The following is a 20,663-nucleotide window of genomic DNA, read 5'->3' as shown; positions in this document are numbered from 1 at the left end:
AGCGAAAGTGATTTGAAAAGAGGAAAAATGAGTTTGAAACAGTGGTTCTCTTATGCCCCATTAGAGGTATAGGCGCACCATTACGGTGCGCCAAACCACCTCGTTACAAACTTGCCCACCAAAGACGTAATTTCATTCCTGAAAGGCTGGTCCAACCGGTCGTTGACGAGACAACCTCTCCTTTATAAAGCACAACCAACGTAGGCGTGACGCCAATCTGCCAGTTGCGAGATAACTCACCTGAGGCATCATTGACCACAGGGAGATGGATCTTTTTCTGGGCCAACCAACGCGTCACATCCTGTGGTCCACCTGAACGTAGCGCAATTGTCATCACGTTCCCTCCTTCTCCCACCAACTGCGCAACAGAAGGTGTGGTGTAGCGACACACACCGCACCAACTAGCCCAGAAATAAAGTAGTAATGGACGATCTTCACTCAACGCGCTCAACGTGACTGCCTGGCCATCCAGTGTATGAAGTGGTGTGCTGTCGAAAGTCGTGGGCATTTTCGGCGCTCGCCACCAGTCCATCAGAAAGACAATGGTGAGGAGGACTACCACCATCACCAATGCTTCCCGTCCCCAGCGCTTTAATTTACTTTTCATTGGCCTGCGCCCGCTTTTCTATCACCAGCGTTTCCAAAGACTCCCATGGCACTGCCCCTGCCAGTAAGGTATCGCCAACCAATGTTGCCGGCGTGCCTTCCACACCGACGACCCGAGCCAGTTGAAGGTTGAGATTCAGTGTTTCCCTACTCAATTCATCAGGCTTAACCACTGGTACCCCACTTTTGACGAATGCCGCATCAATAGTGGTTGCGGTGTGATTACCCTGTTTCGACATCAAACTGTGATGCAATGCCAGAAACTGTTGCGGGTACTCGCGCCAGGTCGTTAAGGCGACACGCGCTGCCAGCGATGATGATTCACCACGAAATGGCAACAGCTTGAACACCACCGCCACGTCGGGATACTTCTCGACAATCTTCTCAAGCATTGGGTCGAACTTTTTACAGTACGGGCAGTTGTAGTCGGTAAACGAAATGATGATTAATTTCGGTGACGTTGCACCAATCCGTGGGCTGGCAGGATCGTGATACAACGCTTGATAGATCATCTGCTGTATTTGTTCTTCATTATTAGGTTGGGTCTCGGCAGTGGCACCAAAAGTGGTCGCCAGCAACAGTACAAGCGTCATGATCATTTTCATTTTTTATCTCCTTTCGCATCATTTAGCGCGTTCAATACGACATCTCGTGTCAACAGAGTTGGCAGGGCTTTTCCTTCGGGTGTACCCGGCCCATAGACCTGGTTGAATGGCACACCAACTTGTCCACGCTGTTTGAGGAATGTGGTTATCTCTTTTGAAGGGAGTGTCCAGTCTCCGCGTAATGCAATGACATCAGGCTCTTGCAACACAGCCTGTACATCCTCACGAGAAAGAACGTTTAACTTGTTAATTTTGCAGGTGATACACCAGTCGGCGGTGACATCAATAAACACACGCTTGTTTTGCGCCACTGCATCCTGAATTGCCTGCTCACTTAGCGGCTGCCAGGCAATATTTTCTTTAACGGGAGTATTTACTGCTGACCCAAAATGCACCGGTAACAGACTAACCAGCCATAAAGCTGAGCCCAGCATCATCACTGCCAGGATGCGGCGCAACCAGACCATCCAGCGTCCAGGTTTCGGCAGTCGTAATGCCAATGAAGGGCGCATGGCAATCAGCAGCCACGGCAGGCTCATTCCCACACCAAGAGCTAAAAAGATACCCCACAATGTTGGCAAAGATGCACCAAGTGCCACAGCAACGGCTGTACCGAGGAATGGAGCACTACAAGGTGTTGCCAGCAGTGTTGCCAGCGCTCCCTGCCAGAAATGCCCACTTATGCCATTGCCACCTTGCGTAGCAATCCTGGTTGTCACTTTTGAAGAAAGTCGGAATTCAAATAGTCCAAACAGATTGGCACTGAACACCAACATCACTACGGCCATAAAGCCAATAAACCAGGCATTCTGGAACTGAATCCCCCAGCCCACCGCCTGGTTTGTCAAACGCAGTACCGTCATTAATAGCGCCAGCGCCATAAACGAAACGAGAATACCGGCAAATGAGGCGAGGAACTGTTGGCGAATAACGCGCTTTTCTTGTTTTTCAGCCAGTAACACGGAACCGAGTTTCATCCCCAAAACGGGCAACACACATGGCATCAGGTTAAGAATGAACCCACCCAGCAGGGCAAGCAGTAACACTTGCCAGAGTACAAAGTCACCCCCAGCCTCAGGTACAACTGGCGTTTCAGCTATCGTGATATTGCTTTGCTGAGCAATGCCATTATCGGCGATAACCAAAGAGAGATTGCGCCCACGGAGATCGGGCCCGGCGCCTTCCCAGCCATCACTAACCGGTACGGTTGCCCATAACATTTCACCTTCGACACGATATTTTGGTTTACCGAAACTGGCATCCTCTGGCATATCAAAAAACAACTCGGGTTTCTGCCAGCCTGCCGAACGTGTGGCTTGCACCACCAGTTCAGCGCTGCGATACCCCGCTTTCAGGCTATCGGTTAGCCCGTTATGAAGCGGCACTTTACCCATCGCTTGTGCATAATCGTGGGCAAAAGCTGCGTTGCCATTCTCAGGTGTGATTTCAAAGGGAAAATCTGTCAGCAGACAGACATCTTTGCAGGTCGAGAGCGTAAGTACGCCTGTGATTTTCCCTGTAAAAGCACCATCGAGGACCAGCGGAATACTTACCGCATTGTGGTAACCCTGAGTGGTGATCCCCGCCACATCAAAACGTTGTGGCGTCGGCCAGAACCACTGGGCAGATTTCACGGCTTCGCTCCAGACAATAGTCGGCGCAACGCCACCATCACCCGGCGACCGCCAATAGGTTTTCCACCCTTCTTCCAGTTTTACATCCAGCAGGACGCGGGTTTCACCTGGCAGTGAGGTATCTGCACGCAGCCGAACGCTGGCGTGTTGATTATCCGTAGATTGAAGCCAGCCGGGTTCCGCAGCCCATGAAAATGGCAGCCATAGCAGTAGCAGGCAGAGCAACGCTCGCCTAAAAAGACTCAACATATTTTTTCTCCGTAAATGAATTATCGAACTGTGTTAAACAGCCGGTGTTTCATTCACGGAAAACGCAAAATCTGAGATGGACTCTGAGGGTGGGCGAACTAAATGCCCTGGCAGGAGAAACAGATGATCGTTCAGCTTGTAATGGTGCAATCAGCGCCAGAAGTAGACTGAAAACAAAAAATGCAGCTTCAAACAACACTGGAGGTGCGGCAAGTAATGACTTTGCACTCAATTCGCAGGGGGTAACCGGCGCGTTATCTTCAACTTCGGAATTGCTGCTTTGCGAGAGCATGATGCTTTGGGCAGCTTTCATTTGCAAAGCGTGCAATCCCGCCATGCGTTGCGCGGTGCAAACTAACACCACCAGACATGCCAGCAATAAAAACCACTTTGCAAAATGCTTCCGTTTAAACATGAATCCCTCGCACTATATGAACCGCATATCTTAACCAGTCGTTCTCGTTTGGCAACTGATGTGCTGTAAAGATATGTCTGCACGCCTGCATTGCCGGGTTTGATTGTTTTATCAGCAAACAAACCTGCAGTGTGATAACAGGCTTTGACAACCCCGAAGCGCATCGCTAATATGCGCCCCGTTAACCGATTCCTCTGTAGTTCAGTCGGTAGAACGGCGGACTGTTAATCCGTATGTCACTGGTTCGAGTCCAGTCAGAGGAGCCAAATTCTTGTTTTCATGCATCCCTGCGAATCTCTATATGATTTTGATTCAGTAAGTTAGCGTGAAAAACCTTCCCGATGCGTGTTTAGTTTTCCCTACGCATCCAGTGAATTTGGTGGTCAGATTTGGGGTCAGTTTGGTTCGATATTGGAGTGACCCCCAAATGTCTTTAAACGATTCTAAAATCCGCAATTTAAAACCTTCTTCCCGTCCCGTAAAACTCACCGATTCACATGGCCTGTATTTGCTTGTCAATCCGGCTGGTTCGCGCATCTGGTATCTCAAATATCGCTTTAGTGGAAAAGAATCCAGAGTCAGTCTGGGTGCATATCCACTCATCTCACTTTCGCAAGCCAGACAGCAGCGCGATGGCATTCGCAAACTATTGACACAGAAAATCAATCCAGCGCAACAACGTATTGCGGATAAAGCAGCGTCTTCACCTGGCAAGTGCTTTAAAACCGTGGCGCTTGCATGGCATAAAACCAACAAAAAATGGTCGACCGATTACGCCGCACGTATTCTCGCCAGCATGGACAATCATATCTTTCCGGCAATAGGTCATTTGCCCGTCACAATTCTTAAAACGCAGCATTTCACGGCATTACTTCGGGTTACGAGGATAAAGGCTTCCTTGAGGTCGCGTCCCGAACCCGGCAGCAGCTCTGCAACATCATGCGTTACGCTGTACAGCAGGGAATGACCGAAAATAACCCGGCGCAGCATCTGGAAGGCGTTGTCGCACCTCCCGTTAAAAATCACTATCCCGCACTGCCACTGGAACGGTTGCCTGAACTGCTTGACCGTATCGGCGATTATCAACAGGGTCGGGAGCTAATCCCCGTATTCAGCAGGAAGTCCCCGGTATATTCAACTTAATTACCCGGCGAATGGTTCAGCAGATGCCCCGTGTTTTTATTCTGGTGGACTGGAGTAGTTATCACTGTGAAGCCTTACAACTGTTGCGTGCGAGCCTCGCCTGTGATGGCCGCTATCTTCCACTGATGAGCCGGGTGGTACCAAAAGCTCTTCAGGGGAATCCGGATATACATGACCAGTTTTTTACATCACTTTCACACTGCCTCAAACCGGATACAAAAGTCGTTATTATTGCCGATTCGGTTTTTCATGGACGCTGGTTCAGGCAAATCAGTCAACGCGGTTGGTCTTATATCAGCCGGATACAGGGAAATCATTATTACCGCACCGGAACTGAGTGGGAGAAAGTCAGTGAGTCGGGAAATAAAGCCACAGATAGACCTCAGTATTTAGGTGAAGGTATTCTCGGACGAAATAAGTGCGCTCAACATCCCGGCCATTTTTATCTGTATAAACAGAAAGATAAAGGACGGAAAGGACGAAGTACCAAAGAACGAAAGCGTCGACCCGGTCAGGAGATGAAAAGCCGCGCTTCAGCAAAATCTCCCTGGTTAATTTTTACGAATACGACGGAATATAGCGCAAAGCAAGTAATGAAAATTTACAGCAGAAGGATGCAGATTGAGCAAAATTTCAGGGATGAAAAAAGTGCCAGATATGGATTTGGATTACGGGATGGAGGGAGCCAGACAGTTGGACGGCTTTCAGTACTGAGTCTGATAGCCACACTGGCAAGCATAATCATGTGGCTGAGTGGTTATAGCTTTGAAAACAAGGGATTGCAGCGGAGGTATCAGGCCAACACAACCCATAGCCGCAGAGTAATATCCCTGTTAACACTGGCAGAAAATGTTAAGAGGCATTCACCAGAATTGTTTGTCAGAACGTCGCTGGATAAGTCGTTAAGACTACTTGTCCAGCGAAATACATCTATGGTACTGGTTTACTGATAATGAGTGGGGATCCCTCAGGGTAATTCCCCCGGTTCACTCAACGTCATTGAGCGATTTCACCGTATGTACAATTTAAATGAGCGATTTAGTTTTAACCACTTCTCATCGTTCAGGTAAAAGCATCCGCTTCGTTTTTTAATGTGATTTTCATCTCATTTAATCAATCAGATACACCGCATAACATCCCCTCGGTCAATCACTTCTGAGGTTATTTATGCCCTTTGATACCCGTTCCACCCTGATGCATCTCCTGTCGCTGGATGCCATCCCCGGCCACGAAACCGTTGTTGCTGACGTGATACAACCCCTTCTCGCAAAAGGTGCTATCACAACAAGTCGGGATGTTCTGGGCAATGTCATTGCACAGTTTGGCAGTCAAGAACCCGATGCGCTGCGCGTGATGGTGTTCGCCCATATGGACGAAGTCGGTTTTATGGTGCGAAAGATTGAGCAGAACGGTTTTATTCGTTTTGAACGCGTCGGCGGGCCTGCACAGATAACCATGTCCGGCTCCACGGTGAATTTGCAGGGCAGTAAAGGCAGTGTGCCGGGTTGTATCGGGACCAAATCTTACCATTTCAGTAAAGGGGATGAACGCACCCATCAACCTGCAATCGACCAACTGTGGATCGATATCGGGGCCAGCAGCAAACAGGATGCGCTGGCGATGGGGGTTAATGTTGGGACGCCCATCACACTCAATAATCCACCGCGTGCACTCGGCAATAATCTGGTTTGCAGCAAGGCACTGGATAACCGTCTGGGCTGCACAGCCTTGCTTGGGCTGGCGGATAAAATCGCCGGAAAAACGCTGGAAGTGGCTTTGTTTATCGTCGCTGCGGTACAGGAAGAGTTTAATATTCGCGGCATTCTTCCCGCCGTAAATGCTATCAGCCCTGACCTGACGATCGGCATTGATATCACGCCTTCATGCGATACCCCGGATCTCGCCGACTATTCTGATCTGGTGATCAATCAGGGACCCGGCATCACCTGTCTGAACTACCATGGACGCGGCACGCTGGCTGGTCTTATTACTTCACCCAAAGTCATTCACTGGCTGGAAACGACCGCCGTGCAGCATCAAATCCCGGTTCAACGCGAAGTCGCACCTGGCGTGATTACCGAAAGCGGGTACATCCAGCTTCAGCAGGACGGTATCCTCTGCGCGGGTCTGTCTATTCCCTGTCGTTACACCCATTCTCCTGGCGAAGTTGCCAGCCTGAGCGACCTGCAACACTGCATCAATCTGCTGGCACATCTTGTTGAAGCGAAAGCCGAAACGTTTCCATTAACTGTGAAAGAAAAGAGGTCACCGCAATGAAAAAAATACTTGTTGCCTGTGGTACCGGCATGGCCACGTCCACCATGATTGCCCAGAAACTAAGCCGTTTCCTGAGTGAGCAAGGTATTCACGCCACCACCAATCAATGTTGTCTGAGTGAAATTCCACTCAATAAACAAGGGGTTGATCTTATCGTCACGGCCATGAAAACCAGTACTGATTACGGAGTACCGTGCCTGAATGGTGCTGCATTTCTGACGGGAATTAACGATGAACCACTTAAGCAGCAGTTGCTTGAGTTACTGAAATAACATCAGAGGGTACCGTCATGATTGATTATATTTTATCCCTCGGGGGTACAGTTTTCGTCCCCATCATCATGTTTTTCATCGCGCTTATTTTCCGTATCCCGTTTTTCCAGGCAGTTAAAGCTGGCGTCACCATCGGCATTGGCTTCGTGGGAATGGGGCTAGTGATTGTCATGGCAATAGATAGCCTGAATCCCGCCATCAAACTGATGATCGAGCGTTTCGGCCTGCATCTGAATCTACTGGATGTAGGAGCAGGCCCGGCTTCTGGTGTCGGTTATGCCACGGCTGTCGGGGCGGTGGTGATCCCGGTGGTGTTCCTGTTTAACATTGTGTTACTGGTTACGCGCCTGACCAAAACCATGAACGTGGATATCTACAACTATTGGCATTACGCCATTACCGGTGCTATTGCCAATATTCTTACCGGCAGCATGATCTATGGCGTGATAGCGGCGGTCTGCCATGCGGCATTGTCACTGAAAGTGGCCGATCTCACTGCCCGTCGCGTACAAAAGATTGTCGGTCTGGAAGGCATTTCTATCCCCCAGGGTTGGGGAACCAGCTCAGTCCCCATTGCGCTGCTGCTGGAGTGGGTCTATGAACGTATTCCGTTTATGAAAAACCACAGCATTGATGCCAGCGAAATCCAAAAACGCTTTGGCATGATTGGCGACCCGGTAATTATTGGCGTGATTCTGGGTATTATCTTTGGCCTCGCAGCCGGTTACGGATTCAAAGATCTGGCAAGTCTGGTGATCACCGTAGCGGCCATCATGGTGCTGTTCCCGCGCATGATCCGTTTGATTGTTGAAGGCTTGCTTCCTATATCCGAGGGGGCTCGCACCTTCTTGCAAAAGCATTTTCATGGTCGGGAGTTTTATATCGGCCTGGACAGTGCCGTCACACTTGGCCACCCCACCACCATTGCCGTCGGCCTGCTGCTAATCCCCATCATGCTCATCACCGCCGGGCTGTTACCGGGGAATCAGGTGCTGCCACTCGCCGACCTTCCCGTTGCACCTTTCTTTGTCTGTATGGCAACCGTTATCCATCGCGGAGATTTCCTGCGTACCGTAATCACCAGCTTTATCACCATGATTTTTGTATTACTGATTTCCACCCATTTTGCCCCGTACTTTACCCAGATGGCCGCACAGGGGGGGTTCAGTCTGGCTAAAGACGGTTCACAAATTACCGCGCTTTCGGTTGGCAACCCGTTCGGCTGGTCGATTACCGAACTCGTCGGCATGGGGTTAATTGGCACTATTGTCTGCATTGGTATCACGGCGCTGGTGGTTATTGGTCTGGGTAAACGTGAGTTATCTGCCTGATTTATCAATCGTTAAAAAGGAGTAGTGAAATATGAGTTGGCTTAAAACCGTTATTGGTACTGAGAAAGCCGTTATTGCTATGTGCCATTTGCGCGCCTTGCCTGGTGATCCGGGTTATGACAGCAAAAAAGGCATGAACTGGGTTATCGACAAAGCCCGCGATGACTTGATTGCGCTACAAAATGGGGGCGTAGATGCCGTCATGTTCTCCAACGAATTCAGCCTGCCCTATCTGACGCGCGTAAAAACGGAAACGACCGCTGCTATGGCGCGCGTTATCGGGCAGTTGATGGCTGAGATTAAGGTGCCTTACGGGGTCAACGTACTTTGGGATCCGGTCGCTTCGTTTGATTTGGCGATGGCCGTAGACGGTAAGTTTATTCGTGAAATCTTTACCGGTGCCTACGCCAGCGATTTCGGTATCTGGGATACCAATGTCGGCGAAACGATTCGCCACCAGCACAGCATTGGTGCCTCACATGTCAAAACCTTATTCAACATTGTGCCAGAAGCCGCCGTTTATCTGGGGAACCGCGATATTCGCGCTATCGCTAAATCAACGGTGTTCAACAACCATCCTGATGCACTGTGTGTTTCGGGCCTGACCGCGGGTAGCAAAACGGATTCCGCCCTGCTCAAAATAGTGAAAGAGACGGTACCGGATACCGTCGTGCTGGCCAATACCGGGGTGTGTCTGGATAACGTAGAAGAACAGCTGGCCATTGCCGACGGTTGTGTCACCGCAACACATTTCAAGAAAGACGGGATATTCGATAACTTCGTCGATGAATCGCGGGTCGCGCGCTTTATGGAAAAAGTGCACCAACTCAGAAGGTAAAACGAGGCCGTTTTTCAACGGCCCCTCCGTCATCACTAACGGCCCGGCGCCTTCGCCAAAAGTACACCGGGCCTTTATTTATCGCTATTACGTTACAGGTGTCAATATGCTGATACATCAGCCCCAACTCGCCCAAGCCCGGAGAAAAGCATCAGACTGGCAGCAGGCGGTTCAAATTGCCCTGCAGTCGCTGGAGGAGTCCGGTTACACCACCCGCCGCTACTATCAGAGCGTGATTGAAAATACGCTTGAATGGGGCCCTTATTATGTCATTGCACCCGGTATCGCCATGCCCCACGCACGCCCCGAACAGGGCGTACTGGCGAATGGCATCGCCATCACTACGCTTGAGAGCCCGGTTTGTTTCGGCCATGAAGATTGTGATCCGGTATGGTTGGTGATTGCACTTAGCGCCACGGATGCCAATGCCCACCTGGCAACCATTCAGAGCATCACAACGCTGCTTGATGATGGTGAGTTACTCACCCGGTTGCGACAGGCAAAAACTGACCATGAACTTTTTCAACTGATCGGTTCTCCCACACTACAGGAGCGTTAAAGATGGTCTATCTCCACCCGTCCCTGGCTTCCTCCGACCCGCTGACACTCGGGGAGACACTTTCTTCGCTGGCGCGCCTGAAAGTAAGCTCCCTGCATATTGATATCGAAGACACCAGCTTTATCAACAACATCACCTTCGGGATGAAGACCGTTACCGCCATCGCCCGTGAGACGCAACATTGTTTGTCATTTCATCTGATGCTGGCGGAGCCTCGCCGCTGGCTAACCTGGATTGCGCCGCTAAAACCGGCATGGATTTTTCTGCATGCTGAAGCGCTGGCTAACCCATCAGAAGATCTGGACGCTATCCGTCTGACCGGTGCCAAAGCCGGACTGGCATTTAATCCGGCAACGCCCGTTGCCCATTACCGCTACCTGAATAAACAACTTGATGGCTTGTTGATAATGACCAGCGAACCGGATGGTGAAGGGCAACGTTTCATTCCGGCAATGTCAGATAAAGTGGCCGAAGCCGCGCGGTTATTCCCACAGGCTGAAATCTGGGCTGACGGAGGTGTTGATCTCAATGTTGCCTCAACGCTGATTCATGCGGGAGCTCGCCATCTGGTACTCGGCCGGGCTCTATTTGCTGAGAACGATATTGCATACGCGCTACGCCAGTTTCAGGATGAATCCGATGAGCCAAAAGCGTAGTGAACGTATCGGTAATATCCTGCACTACTTGTGGATACACCATCAGTTCAGCATTCAACAGGCACATGAATTATTGAATTATGCCGATGCCACTTTAAGGCGCGATTTTAACTATATTGCGGCCCACTATCCCGGCATGGAACGTTATCATGGAGGGTTGCGCTTTAACGTCAATAACGCGGATAAAGAATTCGTCTTCGACATGAAAAAAAATATTAATGTCGAAGCAAAAAAACAGATAGCCCTGCTGGCACGTCAGTACATCCGTCCACACGATTTTCTTATTCTTGACTCCGGATCCACCTGCCTTGCGTTGGCAAAGTCGCTGGATATACCGGCAAGCGTGGTCACTACCGATGTTAATATTGCACATCATCTGGCGCAGATGAGTCATCTGGAGAGCTATATTATCGGCGGCATGATCCGCCCCGGCTATTTCACTGTGGGAGAAAGCCTCGCTACGGATATGCTGAAAACCTTTTCTATTGAACAGGCATTTATTTCCTGCGATGCGTTATCTCTCGATGCCGGTATCACCAACGCTACCCTGTTTGAAGTCGGCATAAAAAAAACCATTATCCAGCGCGCCAAAAAAGTGATCCTGCTGGCTGATCACAGCAAATTTGAACAAACCAATCCCTATAACATCAGCACGCTTTCTTGTATTCATTGTGTGATAACTGACAAAGGTCTATCCGATCAGCTGTTTAAGCGTTATCTTCAGGCAGGTGTCAATGTTATTCGTTAACAGCCCATGAAGGCACCCAATGTGTAAAGCCAGCTAAATTAAGCCGGCTTTTTGCTTTTCAACCCTTACCAACCCCTTTCGCTCCCTCCTCCCGATGACATACTATCGAAGCTGCAAACAGCCCTGTAAAAATCAGCAGGATGAGGAGAAAAGATGACGCATCAGACAGCCGCCACAGCCCTTACCCCGAACCAGGCCCTCGATAAACTAGAGGAGCTGTACGATGCCTCGGTCAACGCACTGCGCGACGCTATTGGCCAGTATGTTGAGAACGGCGCACTACCCGAAATTGAAAAACGTGCCGCTGGTTTATTTGTCTACCCGGAGTTACGCGTCAGTTGGGATGGCACCGTACATCACCCAAATAAAACCCGTGCCTATGCTCGCTTTACCCATTCAGGCAGTTATACAACCACCGTCACCCGTCCTGCTTTATTCCGCCATTATCTCGCCGAACAACTCACACTGCTTTATGACGACTATGGCGCACACATAGAAGTGGGGTTATCGCAGCATGAAATCCCGTATCCGTATGTGATTGATGGTTCCAGTTTGTCGCTGGACCGCTCAATGAGCGCCGGTTTGCCGCGCTATTTTCCCACCACCGAACTGTCGCAAATTGGCGATGAGACAGCGGATGGGTTGTTCCACCCTGGCGAGTTCTACCCGCTTTCGCATTTTGATGCCCGACGCGTCGATTTTTCGCTCGCGCGTTTACGCCACTACACCGGCACCCCGGTAGAACACTTCCAGTCTTTCGTGTTGTTTACCAACTACACCCGGTATGTGGACGAGTTTGTGCGCTGGGGTTGCCAGCAAATTCTTGACCCTGAAAGCCCGTATGTCGCACTTTCCTGCGCCGGTGGCGTGTGGTTGACGGCCGACAGCCAGGCCCCTGAAGAAGCGATTTCAGATCTCGCCTGGAAAAAACACCAAATGCCTGCTTGGCACTTAATCGATGCCAACGGTACCGGCATCACGCTGGTGAATATCGGTGTTGGCCCGTCGAATGCAAAAACTATTTGCGACCACCTGGCGGTGTTGCGCCCGGCTGCGTGGTTGATGATTGGCCACTGCGGCGGCCTGCGTGAAAGCCAGTCAATTGGCGATTATGTTCTGGCCCATGCGTATCTGCGTGACGATCACGTTCTGGATGCGGTGCTGCCGCCGGATATCCCAATCCCAAGCATTGCCGAAGTGCAGCGTGCCCTCTACGACGCAACCAAGCTGGTGAGCGGCATGCCGGGTGAAGAAGTTAAGCAACGTTTACGTACCGGGACTGTTGTCACTACCGACGATCGTAACTGGGAGTTGCGCTATTCCGCCTCGGCCTTGCGTTTTAACCTCAGCCGCGCCGTCGCTATTGATATGGAAAGCGCCACCATTGCCGCACAGGGTTATCGCTTCCGCGTACCGTATGGCACGTTGTTATGTGTTTCCGATAAACCTCTGCACGGTGAAATTAAACTCCCCGGCCAGGCCAACCGCTTTTATGAAGGGGCGATTTCGGAGCACTTGCAGATTGGTATCTGCGCGATTGATCTCTTGCGCGCTGAAGGCGAACGCCTGCACTCACGCAAATTACGTACTTTTAATGAACCTCCTTTCCGTTAAGAGAAAATACTAATGCAACACACAACTCCCCTGGCTGCATTGCGCAGCCTGCTTAAAGAGCGCGAACTGGATGGCATGCTGGTTCCACGCACCGACGCCTGGCAAAGTGAATATTGCGCGCCTTATGACGACAAACTGGAGTTTATCAGCGGCTTTGACGGCTCTGCGGGCCTGGCTCTGATTCTGGCTGACCGCGCGTTGCTGTTCGTTGATGGCCGCTATCAGGTTCAGGCGCGCCAGCAGGTGAATCTGGACGAGTTTGAAATCCACCATTTGCACGATGAGCCAATTCATCTCTGGCTTCACGAAAATTTGTCAGCTGGTAAACGCATCGCGTTTGAACCGCTGCTGATGGTCAACAGCCAGTATGAAAGCCTGCGTACCAGTGGCTGCGACCTGGTTGCCGTTAATGATGACCCGATCAATCAAATCTGGGCGACACGTCCGGCCATACCTCGTGGGCTGATACGCCAGATGCCTGATGTGATTAGCGGTGAATCTTCTAAGTCTAAATGTGCCCGAGTCGCGCAAGCGTTGACGCGCCAGGGTGTCGATTACCTTGCGCTCACTTTGCCAGACAACATTGCCTGGTTGCTTAACGTGCGCGGTTCAGACATCCCAACAAGCCCAGTGCCGCTTTCGTTTGCGCTGGTTAAAAATGACGGTGCAGTTGAGTGGTTTGTTGACGAGGCGAAGCTGCAACAACTCGACAGTTCAGTGCCGGCGTCAATCGCCGTCCACAGCCCGGATGCCTTCCTCGCACGTTGCCAGCAGCTTGCGGCCGGGAAGCGCTTCTTGCTTGATGGCGACAACACGCCTGTCGCTGTGCGCTTTGCTGTGGAACAAGGCGGCGGTGACATTGAATGGCAGCCAGATCCAATCACACTAATGAAAGCCAATAAGAACGATATCGAACTGGAAGGCTATCGTTCAAGCCATGTTCAGGATGGTGCCGCCTGGGTTAATTTCCTTGCATGGCTCAGCCATGAAGTACCGCTGCGTGAAGCCTCTGGCAATCCGATTACTGAACTTGAAGCCCAGGAAAAACAGCTCGCTTTCCGTCAGGAATGTGACAACTTCATCGAGCAAAGCTTTGGCACCATTTCCGCCGCAGCGGGCAATGCCGCCATGTGCCATTACCACAGCGCACCGGAAACCAACTTCGCGATCGTCGGTAATGAATTTTATCTCAATGACTCCGGTGGCCAGTATTTCAACGGCACCACCGATGCCACCCGCACGCTGAACTTTGGGCAACTCGATGCTCAACGCCGCCTGCACTACACCGCGGTTCTGAAAGGCTTCCTGTCGCTGATTTCGCTGCAATTTCCGCAAGGCGCACAGGGCCACCAACTGGATGCATTTGCTCGCCGTCCACTGTGGGAACTGGGTCTGGATTATGACCACGGAACTGGTCACGGTGTCGGCCACAACATGTTGATTCACGAAAACCCACACCGTATGGCGAAAAAAGTGAACCCGTGGCCAATGCTGCCGGGCAACGTACTGACTATCGAACCGGGTTATTACCTCGCTGGCAGCCATGGCATTCGTATTGAAAACCAGGTGGAAGTTGTCGCCTCTGTTCCTGGTTTCTGTAAATTCGCTTCGCTGACACTGATCCCGATTGATTTAAGCGCTGTGGAATTACCATTGTTAAGTGAGCAAGAGATTGCCTGGCTTGATGATTACCACCAGTTGGTGCGGGACACATTGTCACCGCTCGTTTCCAGTACTGCGCGGCCATGGCTGATAGAGGCAACAGCGCCAGTCAGAACGCAGCGCATGTAAATCCCTCAAAGAGCCGTGTTTTTGCGGCTCCTTTCTTCTTTTTGATGATTAAAACAGCAATCAAACACATTTCACCTAATCAGCCTTTGACAACCCAGTAGCCGCTAGTTACTATGCGCCCCGTTAACCGATTCCTCTGTAGTTCAGTCGGTAGAACGGCGGACTGTTAATCCGTATGTCACTGGTTCGAGTCCAGTCAGAGGAGCCATATTAGAGAAGCCCGCTTAGGAAACTAAGCGGGCTTTTTGCTTTTTAGAATTTGCGTTTTATAGCTGACCGGCTTTTCCAGATTCAATACTAATTGGCACCGGCATCCCGGAACGACGGGTCAACGCTGCGCTCGCCATGCCTGCATCTACGCCAGAACCTTGCGTCATATCGCGCAGAGTTGGTGTCATGGGTAGCGGCACTTTCTTGTCAGATTCAAACTCCGCACGGTTACGGGACAGAGGCTCATGCACTTCCAGCCAATGCCTTCCGTCCGGTTCGACAGTTGCTTTCACCGGCTGATCAATCAGCTGCACACGCGCCCCCACCGGCACATTATCAAACAGATACTTAATGTCATCTTTGCGAAGGCGGATGCACCCCTGGCTAACGCGCAGGCCGATACCAAAGTTGGCATTCGTGCCGTGAATAGCGTAAAGCTTGCCGATGTAAATCGCATACAGCCCCATCGGGTTATCCTCACCCGGTGGCACGTACGCTGGCAGAGTTTTCCCTTCTTTCGCGTATTCGCGTCGGGTATTCGGTGTTGGTGTCCAGCCTGGAGCTTCCTGCTTACGCTCAACCCTCGTCACCCAGTTACGCGGGGTTTCTCGCCCAGCCTGTCCAATGCCAATGGGGAAGATCTCAACCGTGTTGCTCTGATCCGGATAGTAGTAAAGCCGCATTTCGGCGACGTTAATCACGACGCCCTGGCGTACGGTATCTGGCAAAATCACTTGTTGCGGAATCGTCAACTGGGTACCGGCTTTTGGCAAAAATGGATCGACCCCTGGATTGGCTTCCAGCATATTGCTTAGCCCCTGCCCATATAACGCGGCGAAGTACTCTAGCGGCTGGGTATTCCCTTCAGGTACGCTAACGGTTAGCGGCGAGCCGACCAAGCGGCTACCCTCAGGTGGAAGCATATAGGTAACGGCCTGGGCGCTACTGGTAACGGCGGCAAGCACAAGGGCAAGCGAGGATAAGCGAATCATAATTTCCCTATTATCGTACATGGTATCGATAGGTTAAATATAACCTTCTATTGAGATTCAGTGAGGATTTCGGTATTTGGAACTGGGGGGAGTTTGGTGCTTTTAAGAGATGAGCCCGACAGGAGCTCATCTCTTGTGTCTGATACGGTTATTAAGTGCCTGAACTATCGAGCAGATCTTTACTTGCCGCTTTTAAATACTGGAACATTGACCAGAAAGTTAGTACCGCAGCGATAAAGAATAAACCGATCCCCGCATACTCAATCCACATATTTGGACGCCAGAGCATACCGATCAACGCCAGCATTTGTGCCATGGTTTTGGACTTACCAATCCAGGAAACAGCAACGCTGCTGCGCTTGCCAATTTCAGCCATCCATTCGCGTAACGCAGAGATAATAATTTCACGGGCAATCATAGTGGCCGCAGGTAGCGTCACCCACCATGAGTGGTAGTGTTCCACCACTAGCACCAGCGCAACGACGACCATGACTTTATCCGCTACCGGATCAAGGAATGCTCCAAAACGCGTGCTTTGATTCCAGCGCCGCGCCAGATAGCCATCAAACCAGTCTGTTATTGCAGCGAACCAGAAGATAAACGCGCATAGGAAAGGTGCCCAACTGAACGGCAGATAAAAAGCCAGCACAAAGAATGGGATAAGGACGATACGAAACAGAGTAAGCAATGTCGGAATATTAAATTGCATAGTGCTGGTTAACTGTCTGTCGTAAGTGGAAATTGTCTCTATGTTGCTACAGAGCCCTTAATGTTTCAACGAGTAGAAGATCTTTTCTGCCAACGCTTGCGAGATGCCTGGCACTTTTGCAATTTCTTCTACGGATGCATTCTTTAATGGTTGCAATCCCCCCATATATTTCAACAACATCTGGCGACGTTTTGGCCCAACCCCTTCGATTGTCTCCAACGCACTGGTATTTTTCACTTTTGCGCGTTTTTTACGATGCCCGGAAATGGCATGGTCGTGCGATTCATCACGGATATGTTGGATAACATGCAAGGCAGGAGAATCTGGCGGCAGTGAGAACCCTTCCCCTTCTGGCTCGAAGAACAACGTCTCAAGTCCAGCTTTGCGGTCCACGCCTTTTGCCACGCCGAGCAACAGCGGATGATTTTTATCCCACTCCACATCAAGTTCTGCAAAGACGGTTTTTGCCTGGCCGAGTTGCCCCTTGCCACCGTCAATCAGGATAACGTCCGGGATTTTACTTTCATCGATAGTTTTACCGTAACGACGACGCAATACCTGGTTCATCGCGGCATAGTCATCGCCAGGTGTAATCCCTTCAATGTTATAGCGTCGATATTCGGCACGTACTGGCCCGTTCGCATCAAAAACGACACAAGAAGCGATAGTCTGCTCACCCATGGTGTGGCTGATGTCGAAGCACTCCATCCTTTTAATCGCTGGCAGCTCCAGCACATTGGCGAGCGCCGCCAGGCGTTGGTGGATAGTCGACTGCTGCGCCAGACGCGTCACCAGTGCGGTAGCCGCATTAGTTCGGGCAAGTTTAAGGTAACGAGCGCGATCGCCTCGTGGCTTGGTCTGCACGTTGATGCGCCGCCCCGCCAGTTCCGTCAGGGAGTCTGAAAGCAGGTTTTTATCCGGCAAATTGAAGTCGAGCAGAATTTCAGAAGGCAAGGTGCGCATCTGGCTGCCCTGCAAATAGAACTGGCCAACAAAAGTTTCAACCACTTCTGACAGTTCCGTGCCATTGGGTACTTTCGGAAAGTAACTGCGGCTGCCCAATACTTTACCCTGGCGGATAAACAGCACGTGTACACACGCCATACCCGAATCAAACGACACGCCGATCACATCCAGATCGTCGCCGGTATTAGAGACAAACTGTTTTTCAGTCACACGGCGGACTGCCTGAATCTGGTCACGAATTCGCGCAGCGGCTTCAAATTCCAGGTTTTTGCTCGCCTCTTCCATTCTGGCGATCAATTGGTTCAAAACCTGATCGTCTTTTCCTGACAGAAACAAGCGCACATATTCCACCTGCCGGGCGTAATCCTCTTCACTGACCAAACCCGCAACACACGGCCCAAGACAGCGCCCAATCTGGTATTGCAAACATGGACGAGAGCGATTGCGATAGACATTGTTTTCGCACTGACGAATCGGGAAGATTTTTTGTAATAACGCCAGCGTTTCGCGTACTGCGTAGCCGTTTGGGAATGGCCCGAAATATTCACCCTTCGCATGTTTCGCCCCACGATGCATAGCAAGCCGCGGGTGAGTATCACCGCTCAGGAAAATGAAAGGATAGGATTTGTCATCACGCAGCAATACGTTATAACGAGGCTGATAAAGCTTGATGTAGTTATGCTCAAGCAGCAGCGCTTCTGTCTCGGTATGGGTTACCGTCACGTCGATATGCTGGATGAGCGCAACCAGAGCTTCCGTTTTACGGCTGGCAAGATTGCTCCTGAAGTAGCTCGACAGGCGTTTTTTCAGGTCTTTGGCTTTACCAACGTAAATAACCGTCTCACTGGCGTCATACATACGATAGACGCCAGGTTGGCTGGTTACTGTCTTGAGAAAAGCTCGTGGGTCAAAGATTTCACTCACTACTGATTAACGTCTCCGCACTAAATAAACCATGACGAATGGCCAGGTGTGTCAGCTCAACATCGCCACTGATATTCAGTTTACTAAACATGCGGTAACGGTAACTATTGACCGTTTTTGGGCTCAGACTAAGCTGCTCAGAGATCTCATTGACCTTCTGGCCTTTGGTGATCATCAGCATAATCTGTAATTCACGCTCAGACAAACTGGCAAACGGTGTGTCCGTTTTTTCCGGTTCAATCTGGCTTAACGCCATCTGTTGGGCGATGTCTGATGCAATGTAACGCTGACCCGCGTTTACTGAGCGAATCGCATTAACAACATCCTGCGGTGCCGCACCTTTACTTAAATAACCCGCAGCACCAGCCTGCATGACTTTCGCAGGTAGCGGATTTTCAGTGTGAATAGTCAGCATAATCACTTTGATATCAGTTGAATATCGCGCGATTTTGCGTGTTGCTTCAAGGCCGCCAATGCCCGGCATGTTCATGTCCATCAGGACAACATCAACCTGATGGCTACGGCACCACTTAACGGCATCCTCACCGCAATTTGCTTCACCTGATATCTTGATCCCTTTGATATCTTCAAGAATGCGTCGTATCCCTGCGCGCACCAGTTCGTGGTCATCAACAAGAAGTACGTTGATCAAAGGGGACTCTCCAGAAAAGGAATTACGCTACTAAAAATTATCACGCTATATTAACGGGTTTTCCGGTAACTTTAAAATGCAAAAACAGATTTTCAGAGTTTCCACTGTTTTTGGAAATTTAATTGTACAGTGGAAACTGTACAAGCAATTTGATTAATTTATGTCTTTAAATAATAAAAATGCTTTTCACATTAAAAAAAACGATAATCCATTAATATTAGACGTATTAAATAATGCTTATAAACCGCAACATTTAACCACAAACAAACATAATCAAAACAATTTAACAGCATTGTACAGATAACAACCCGCACGATTAGCGTTAGCACTAATAAAATGGTTTACGATTGTGCTATACTCCGCCGCCTTACGAAACCGTTACACAATTCAACGGTGTACCAACCGAGACCGAGGAACACAAATGAGCACTCCTGATTTTTCCACCGCAGACAACAGTAGTGAACTGGCTATTGAAGTTACCTGCCTGAAAGCTATGCTGACTCAGATGCTGAAAGCCATGGGCCAAGCCGATGCAGGCAAGGTTATCATTAAAATGGAAAAGCAAATTGCTCAGATGGATGACTCGGCGCACGCAGAAGTCTTTGGTAATACTGTTAAGCAAATTAAACAGGCTTACCGTCAGTAATCGTTAAAGGCGGCTGGATGAGGAATGTTTCTCCAGCCGTTTCATTGAAGAGTCATCGAATTAACTCCCCTTTCAAATTATTCCAATCGCTGCCGCATAACAGGCAATTTGTGTTTTATTTGGCGCGTTAAATTTCTTCTGCATATTTTTCTGATGAAAATTGACGGTATTTTCTGATATCGACAAAATAATAGCTATTTCAGCCGATGTTTTTCCTTCGCCCGTCCACTGCAATATTTCCCGCTCGCGCTTGCTGAGTTTTAATGTCAGCGCATCCATAGACGGATCGTTGAGACGCGTTAATGTCATCAGGCTCAATTCACCCAAATACTGCAGGCGTAACTGAAGCTCATCGCCAGGTAATACTTTCCCTTTGCCCTGAGTACGTGAAACTGAGTAAAAACCAATTGCCCGGTTAGGTGCCATTACACACTGGCTAATGCCGCGGCGCAGGCCGTGATCCCTTGCCGCATCCCAGAACTGTGGGGTATCACTAAAAAGCTCGTCATCCCAGGGAAGATGACCACGCATGAAATTTTCCGGGCGCAGCACTGGATCAATCGCGAAGTAGTTTTCTGCATGGTAGTGGTCGAGCCAGCTCTGCGGATAGGACGATCTTAAAGAGGTTTTAGGACGAGTAAATGGCACCGGGTGACGTATACATAGCGAGTAATAGTCAAACTCCAACAGCTCAGTTTGCTGATGCAGAATTTTTGTTATTTCATCAGCCTGAGTGACAGACTGGAAGATATTAAGCGCATCCAGCCGCCAGCTAAAAAAGTTACGATCATCCATTATATCTGGCGAATCTCCTGACATTGAATTC

The 20,663-nt window shown here is 50.1% G+C and carries 19 protein-coding genes, 2 tRNA genes and 2 pseudogenes; 14 read left to right on the top strand and 9 right to left on the bottom strand.

From position 1 onward, the window contains the following. Window positions 1-103 precede the first annotated feature (103 nt). Genes LVQ79_RS09640 through LVQ79_RS09625 form a run of 4 tightly spaced genes read right to left on the bottom strand, consistent with a single transcriptional unit; the run spans window position 104 to window position 3,509 of the window. Window positions 104-607 (bottom strand): protein disulfide oxidoreductase, encoded by a 504-nt coding sequence (locus tag LVQ79_RS09640; protein ID WP_232864754.1) that lies wholly within the window; start codon window positions 605-607, stop codon window positions 104-106. After that, window positions 597-1,211 carry a DsbA family protein gene (locus tag LVQ79_RS09635; RefSeq protein ID WP_232864753.1) on the bottom strand — a complete coding sequence of 205 codons (615 nt, stop codon included), beginning with the start codon at window positions 1,209-1,211 and terminating at the stop codon, window positions 597-599. The genes LVQ79_RS09640 and LVQ79_RS09635 overlap by 11 nt, the downstream gene beginning before the upstream one ends. Then, the gene (locus LVQ79_RS09630; RefSeq protein ID WP_232864752.1) at window positions 1,208-3,094 is read right to left on the bottom strand and encodes a cytochrome c biogenesis protein CcdA; all 1,887 of its coding nucleotides are present in this window, start codon (window positions 3,092-3,094) and stop codon (window positions 1,208-1,210) included. Before LVQ79_RS09630 ends, LVQ79_RS09635 begins: the two co-directional genes overlap by 4 nt. Before the next feature lie 49 nt (window positions 3,095-3,143). Continuing rightward, window positions 3,144-3,509 carry a copper resistance protein gene (locus LVQ79_RS09625; protein WP_232864751.1) on the bottom strand — a complete coding sequence of 122 codons (366 nt, stop codon included), beginning with the start codon at window positions 3,507-3,509 and terminating at the stop codon, window positions 3,144-3,146. 190 nt (window positions 3,510-3,699) lie between these two features. On the opposite strand from LVQ79_RS09625, the gene LVQ79_RS09620 reads away from it, so the two are divergent. The 13 genes and pseudogenes from LVQ79_RS09620 (at window position 3,700) to LVQ79_RS09560 (ending at window position 14,946) form a co-directional block, all read left to right on the top strand. Continuing rightward, window positions 3,700-3,775 (top strand) — tRNA-Asn (locus LVQ79_RS09620). A 161-nt stretch (window positions 3,776-3,936) separates the two neighbouring features. Then, window positions 3,937-4,610, top strand: a pseudogene (locus LVQ79_RS09615) (tyrosine-type recombinase/integrase); the annotation flags it as partial. Then, a pseudogene (locus LVQ79_RS09610) lies at window positions 4,610-5,602 on the top strand (IS4 family transposase); the annotation flags it as partial. The pseudogenes LVQ79_RS09615 and LVQ79_RS09610, both read left to right, overlap by 1 nt. Window positions 5,603-5,819: 217 nt before the next feature. Continuing rightward, the gene (locus tag LVQ79_RS09605) at window positions 5,820-6,929 is read left to right on the top strand and encodes a M42 family metallopeptidase (RefSeq protein ID WP_232864750.1); all 1,110 of its coding nucleotides are present in this window, start codon (window positions 5,820-5,822) and stop codon (window positions 6,927-6,929) included. Then, window positions 6,926-7,201, top strand: coding sequence for a PTS sugar transporter subunit IIB (locus LVQ79_RS09600; RefSeq protein WP_232864749.1), 276 nt, complete (start codon window positions 6,926-6,928; stop codon window positions 7,199-7,201). The genes LVQ79_RS09605 and LVQ79_RS09600 overlap by 4 nt, the downstream gene beginning before the upstream one ends. Before the next feature lie 17 nt (window positions 7,202-7,218). Further along, window positions 7,219-8,532 carry a galactitol-specific PTS transporter subunit IIC gene (locus tag LVQ79_RS09595; RefSeq protein WP_232864748.1) on the top strand — a complete coding sequence of 438 codons (1,314 nt, stop codon included), beginning with the start codon at window positions 7,219-7,221 and terminating at the stop codon, window positions 8,530-8,532. Between the two features lie 31 nt (window positions 8,533-8,563). Continuing rightward, window positions 8,564-9,370 carry a BtpA/SgcQ family protein gene (locus LVQ79_RS09590; protein WP_232864747.1) on the top strand — a complete coding sequence of 269 codons (807 nt, stop codon included), beginning with the start codon at window positions 8,564-8,566 and terminating at the stop codon, window positions 9,368-9,370. A 109-nt stretch (window positions 9,371-9,479) separates the two neighbouring features. Continuing rightward, window positions 9,480-9,929: a PTS sugar transporter subunit IIA gene (locus LVQ79_RS09585; RefSeq protein WP_370639845.1), complete on the top strand. Its 450-nt coding sequence runs from the start codon at window positions 9,480-9,482 to the stop codon at window positions 9,927-9,929. Window positions 9,930-9,931: 2 nt separating this feature from the next. After that, window positions 9,932-10,585, top strand: a complete 654-nt coding sequence (locus LVQ79_RS09580; RefSeq protein WP_232864745.1) for a beta/alpha barrel domain-containing protein — start codon at window positions 9,932-9,934, stop codon at window positions 10,583-10,585. Beyond that, complete coding sequence (locus LVQ79_RS09575) at window positions 10,569-11,333, top strand: DeoR/GlpR family DNA-binding transcription regulator (protein ID WP_232864744.1); 765 nt, start codon at window positions 10,569-10,571, stop codon at window positions 11,331-11,333. The genes LVQ79_RS09580 and LVQ79_RS09575 overlap by 17 nt, the downstream gene beginning before the upstream one ends. Window positions 11,334-11,486: 153 nt before the next feature. Further along, on the top strand, window positions 11,487-12,947 hold the full coding sequence (locus tag LVQ79_RS09570; RefSeq protein WP_151994283.1) for an AMP nucleosidase: 1,461 nt from the start codon (window positions 11,487-11,489) through the stop codon (window positions 12,945-12,947). A 12-nt stretch (window positions 12,948-12,959) separates the two neighbouring features. Beyond that, window positions 12,960-14,738 (top strand): aminopeptidase P family protein, encoded by a 1,779-nt coding sequence (locus tag LVQ79_RS09565; protein ID WP_232864743.1) that lies wholly within the window; start codon window positions 12,960-12,962, stop codon window positions 14,736-14,738. Window positions 14,739-14,870: 132 nt separating this feature from the next. Beyond that, a tRNA-Asn gene (locus LVQ79_RS09560) sits at window positions 14,871-14,946 on the top strand. A gap of 58 nt (window positions 14,947-15,004) precedes the next feature. On the opposite strand, the gene ldtA is transcribed toward LVQ79_RS09560, so the two are convergent. From ldtA to uvrY, 4 genes are all read right to left on the bottom strand, one after another. Then, window positions 15,005-15,940 carry a L,D-transpeptidase gene (gene ldtA / locus LVQ79_RS09555; protein ID WP_232864742.1) on the bottom strand — a complete coding sequence of 312 codons (936 nt, stop codon included), beginning with the start codon at window positions 15,938-15,940 and terminating at the stop codon, window positions 15,005-15,007. A gap of 151 nt (window positions 15,941-16,091) precedes the next feature. Next, window positions 16,092-16,649, bottom strand: a complete 558-nt coding sequence (pgsA, locus tag LVQ79_RS09550; RefSeq protein WP_232864741.1) for a CDP-diacylglycerol--glycerol-3-phosphate 3-phosphatidyltransferase — start codon at window positions 16,647-16,649, stop codon at window positions 16,092-16,094. A 57-nt stretch (window positions 16,650-16,706) separates the two neighbouring features. Beyond that, a complete protein-coding gene (uvrC, locus tag LVQ79_RS09545; RefSeq protein ID WP_232864740.1) occupies window positions 16,707-18,539 on the bottom strand; it encodes an excinuclease ABC subunit UvrC in 1,833 nt (610 codons plus the stop codon). Continuing rightward, the gene (uvrY, locus tag LVQ79_RS09540) at window positions 18,532-19,191 is read right to left on the bottom strand and encodes a UvrY/SirA/GacA family response regulator transcription factor (protein WP_064512040.1); all 660 of its coding nucleotides are present in this window, start codon (window positions 19,189-19,191) and stop codon (window positions 18,532-18,534) included. The genes uvrC and uvrY overlap by 8 nt, the downstream gene beginning before the upstream one ends. Before the next feature lie 421 nt (window positions 19,192-19,612). Between uvrY and LVQ79_RS09535 the strand changes: the two genes are divergently transcribed. Next, window positions 19,613-19,837 (top strand): DUF2594 family protein, encoded by a 225-nt coding sequence (locus tag LVQ79_RS09535; protein WP_034458173.1) that lies wholly within the window; start codon window positions 19,613-19,615, stop codon window positions 19,835-19,837. A gap of 72 nt (window positions 19,838-19,909) precedes the next feature. Here the strand turns inward: LVQ79_RS09535 and sdiA are convergent, their stop codons facing one another. Beyond that, on the bottom strand, window positions 19,910-20,632 hold the full coding sequence (gene sdiA, locus LVQ79_RS09530) for a quorum-sensing transcriptional regulator SdiA (protein WP_064512041.1): 723 nt from the start codon (window positions 20,630-20,632) through the stop codon (window positions 19,910-19,912). Between the last annotated feature and the right edge of the window lie 31 nt (window positions 20,633-20,663).

Origin of the sequence: Buttiauxella cochleicola, from assembly GCF_021282405.1 — a bacterium.
Taxonomy (GTDB): domain Bacteria; phylum Pseudomonadota; class Gammaproteobacteria; order Enterobacterales; family Enterobacteriaceae; genus Buttiauxella; species Buttiauxella massiliensis.
This window is presented reverse-complemented; position numbering and strand designations above follow the sequence as displayed.

Bases quoted from the DNA above. Each gene is read 5' to 3' on its own strand.
- LVQ79_RS09565 (WP_232864743.1), top strand. From the start codon at position 12,960: ATGCAACACACAACTCCCCTGGCTGCATTGCGCAGCCTGCTTAAAGAG.
- LVQ79_RS09600 (WP_232864749.1), top strand. From the start codon at position 6,926: ATGAAAAAAATACTTGTTGCCTGTGGTACCGGCATGGCCACGTCCACC.
- sdiA (WP_064512041.1), bottom strand. From the start codon at position 20,632: ATGGATGATCGTAACTTTTTTAGCTGGCGGCTGGATGCGCTTAATATC.
- LVQ79_RS09605 (WP_232864750.1), top strand. From the start codon at position 5,820: ATGCCCTTTGATACCCGTTCCACCCTGATGCATCTCCTGTCGCTGGAT.
- LVQ79_RS09535 (WP_034458173.1), top strand. From the start codon at position 19,613: ATGAGCACTCCTGATTTTTCCACCGCAGACAACAGTAGTGAACTGGCT.
- LVQ79_RS09625 (WP_232864751.1), bottom strand. From the start codon at position 3,509: ATGTTTAAACGGAAGCATTTTGCAAAGTGGTTTTTATTGCTGGCATGT.
- LVQ79_RS09635 (WP_232864753.1), bottom strand. From the start codon at position 1,211: ATGAAAATGATCATGACGCTTGTACTGTTGCTGGCGACCACTTTTGGT.
- LVQ79_RS09640 (WP_232864754.1), bottom strand. From the start codon at position 607: ATGAAAAGTAAATTAAAGCGCTGGGGACGGGAAGCATTGGTGATGGTG.
- LVQ79_RS09570 (WP_151994283.1), top strand. From the start codon at position 11,487: ATGACGCATCAGACAGCCGCCACAGCCCTTACCCCGAACCAGGCCCTC.
- LVQ79_RS09580 (WP_232864745.1), top strand. From the start codon at position 9,932: ATGGTCTATCTCCACCCGTCCCTGGCTTCCTCCGACCCGCTGACACTC.
- LVQ79_RS09590 (WP_232864747.1), top strand. From the start codon at position 8,564: ATGAGTTGGCTTAAAACCGTTATTGGTACTGAGAAAGCCGTTATTGCT.
- pgsA (WP_232864741.1), bottom strand. From the start codon at position 16,649: ATGCAATTTAATATTCCGACATTGCTTACTCTGTTTCGTATCGTCCTT.
- LVQ79_RS09575 (WP_232864744.1), top strand. From the start codon at position 10,569: ATGAGCCAAAAGCGTAGTGAACGTATCGGTAATATCCTGCACTACTTG.
- LVQ79_RS09595 (WP_232864748.1), top strand. From the start codon at position 7,219: ATGATTGATTATATTTTATCCCTCGGGGGTACAGTTTTCGTCCCCATC.
- ldtA (WP_232864742.1), bottom strand. From the start codon at position 15,940: ATGATTCGCTTATCCTCGCTTGCCCTTGTGCTTGCCGCCGTTACCAGT.
- LVQ79_RS09630 (WP_232864752.1), bottom strand. From the start codon at position 3,094: ATGTTGAGTCTTTTTAGGCGAGCGTTGCTCTGCCTGCTACTGCTATGG.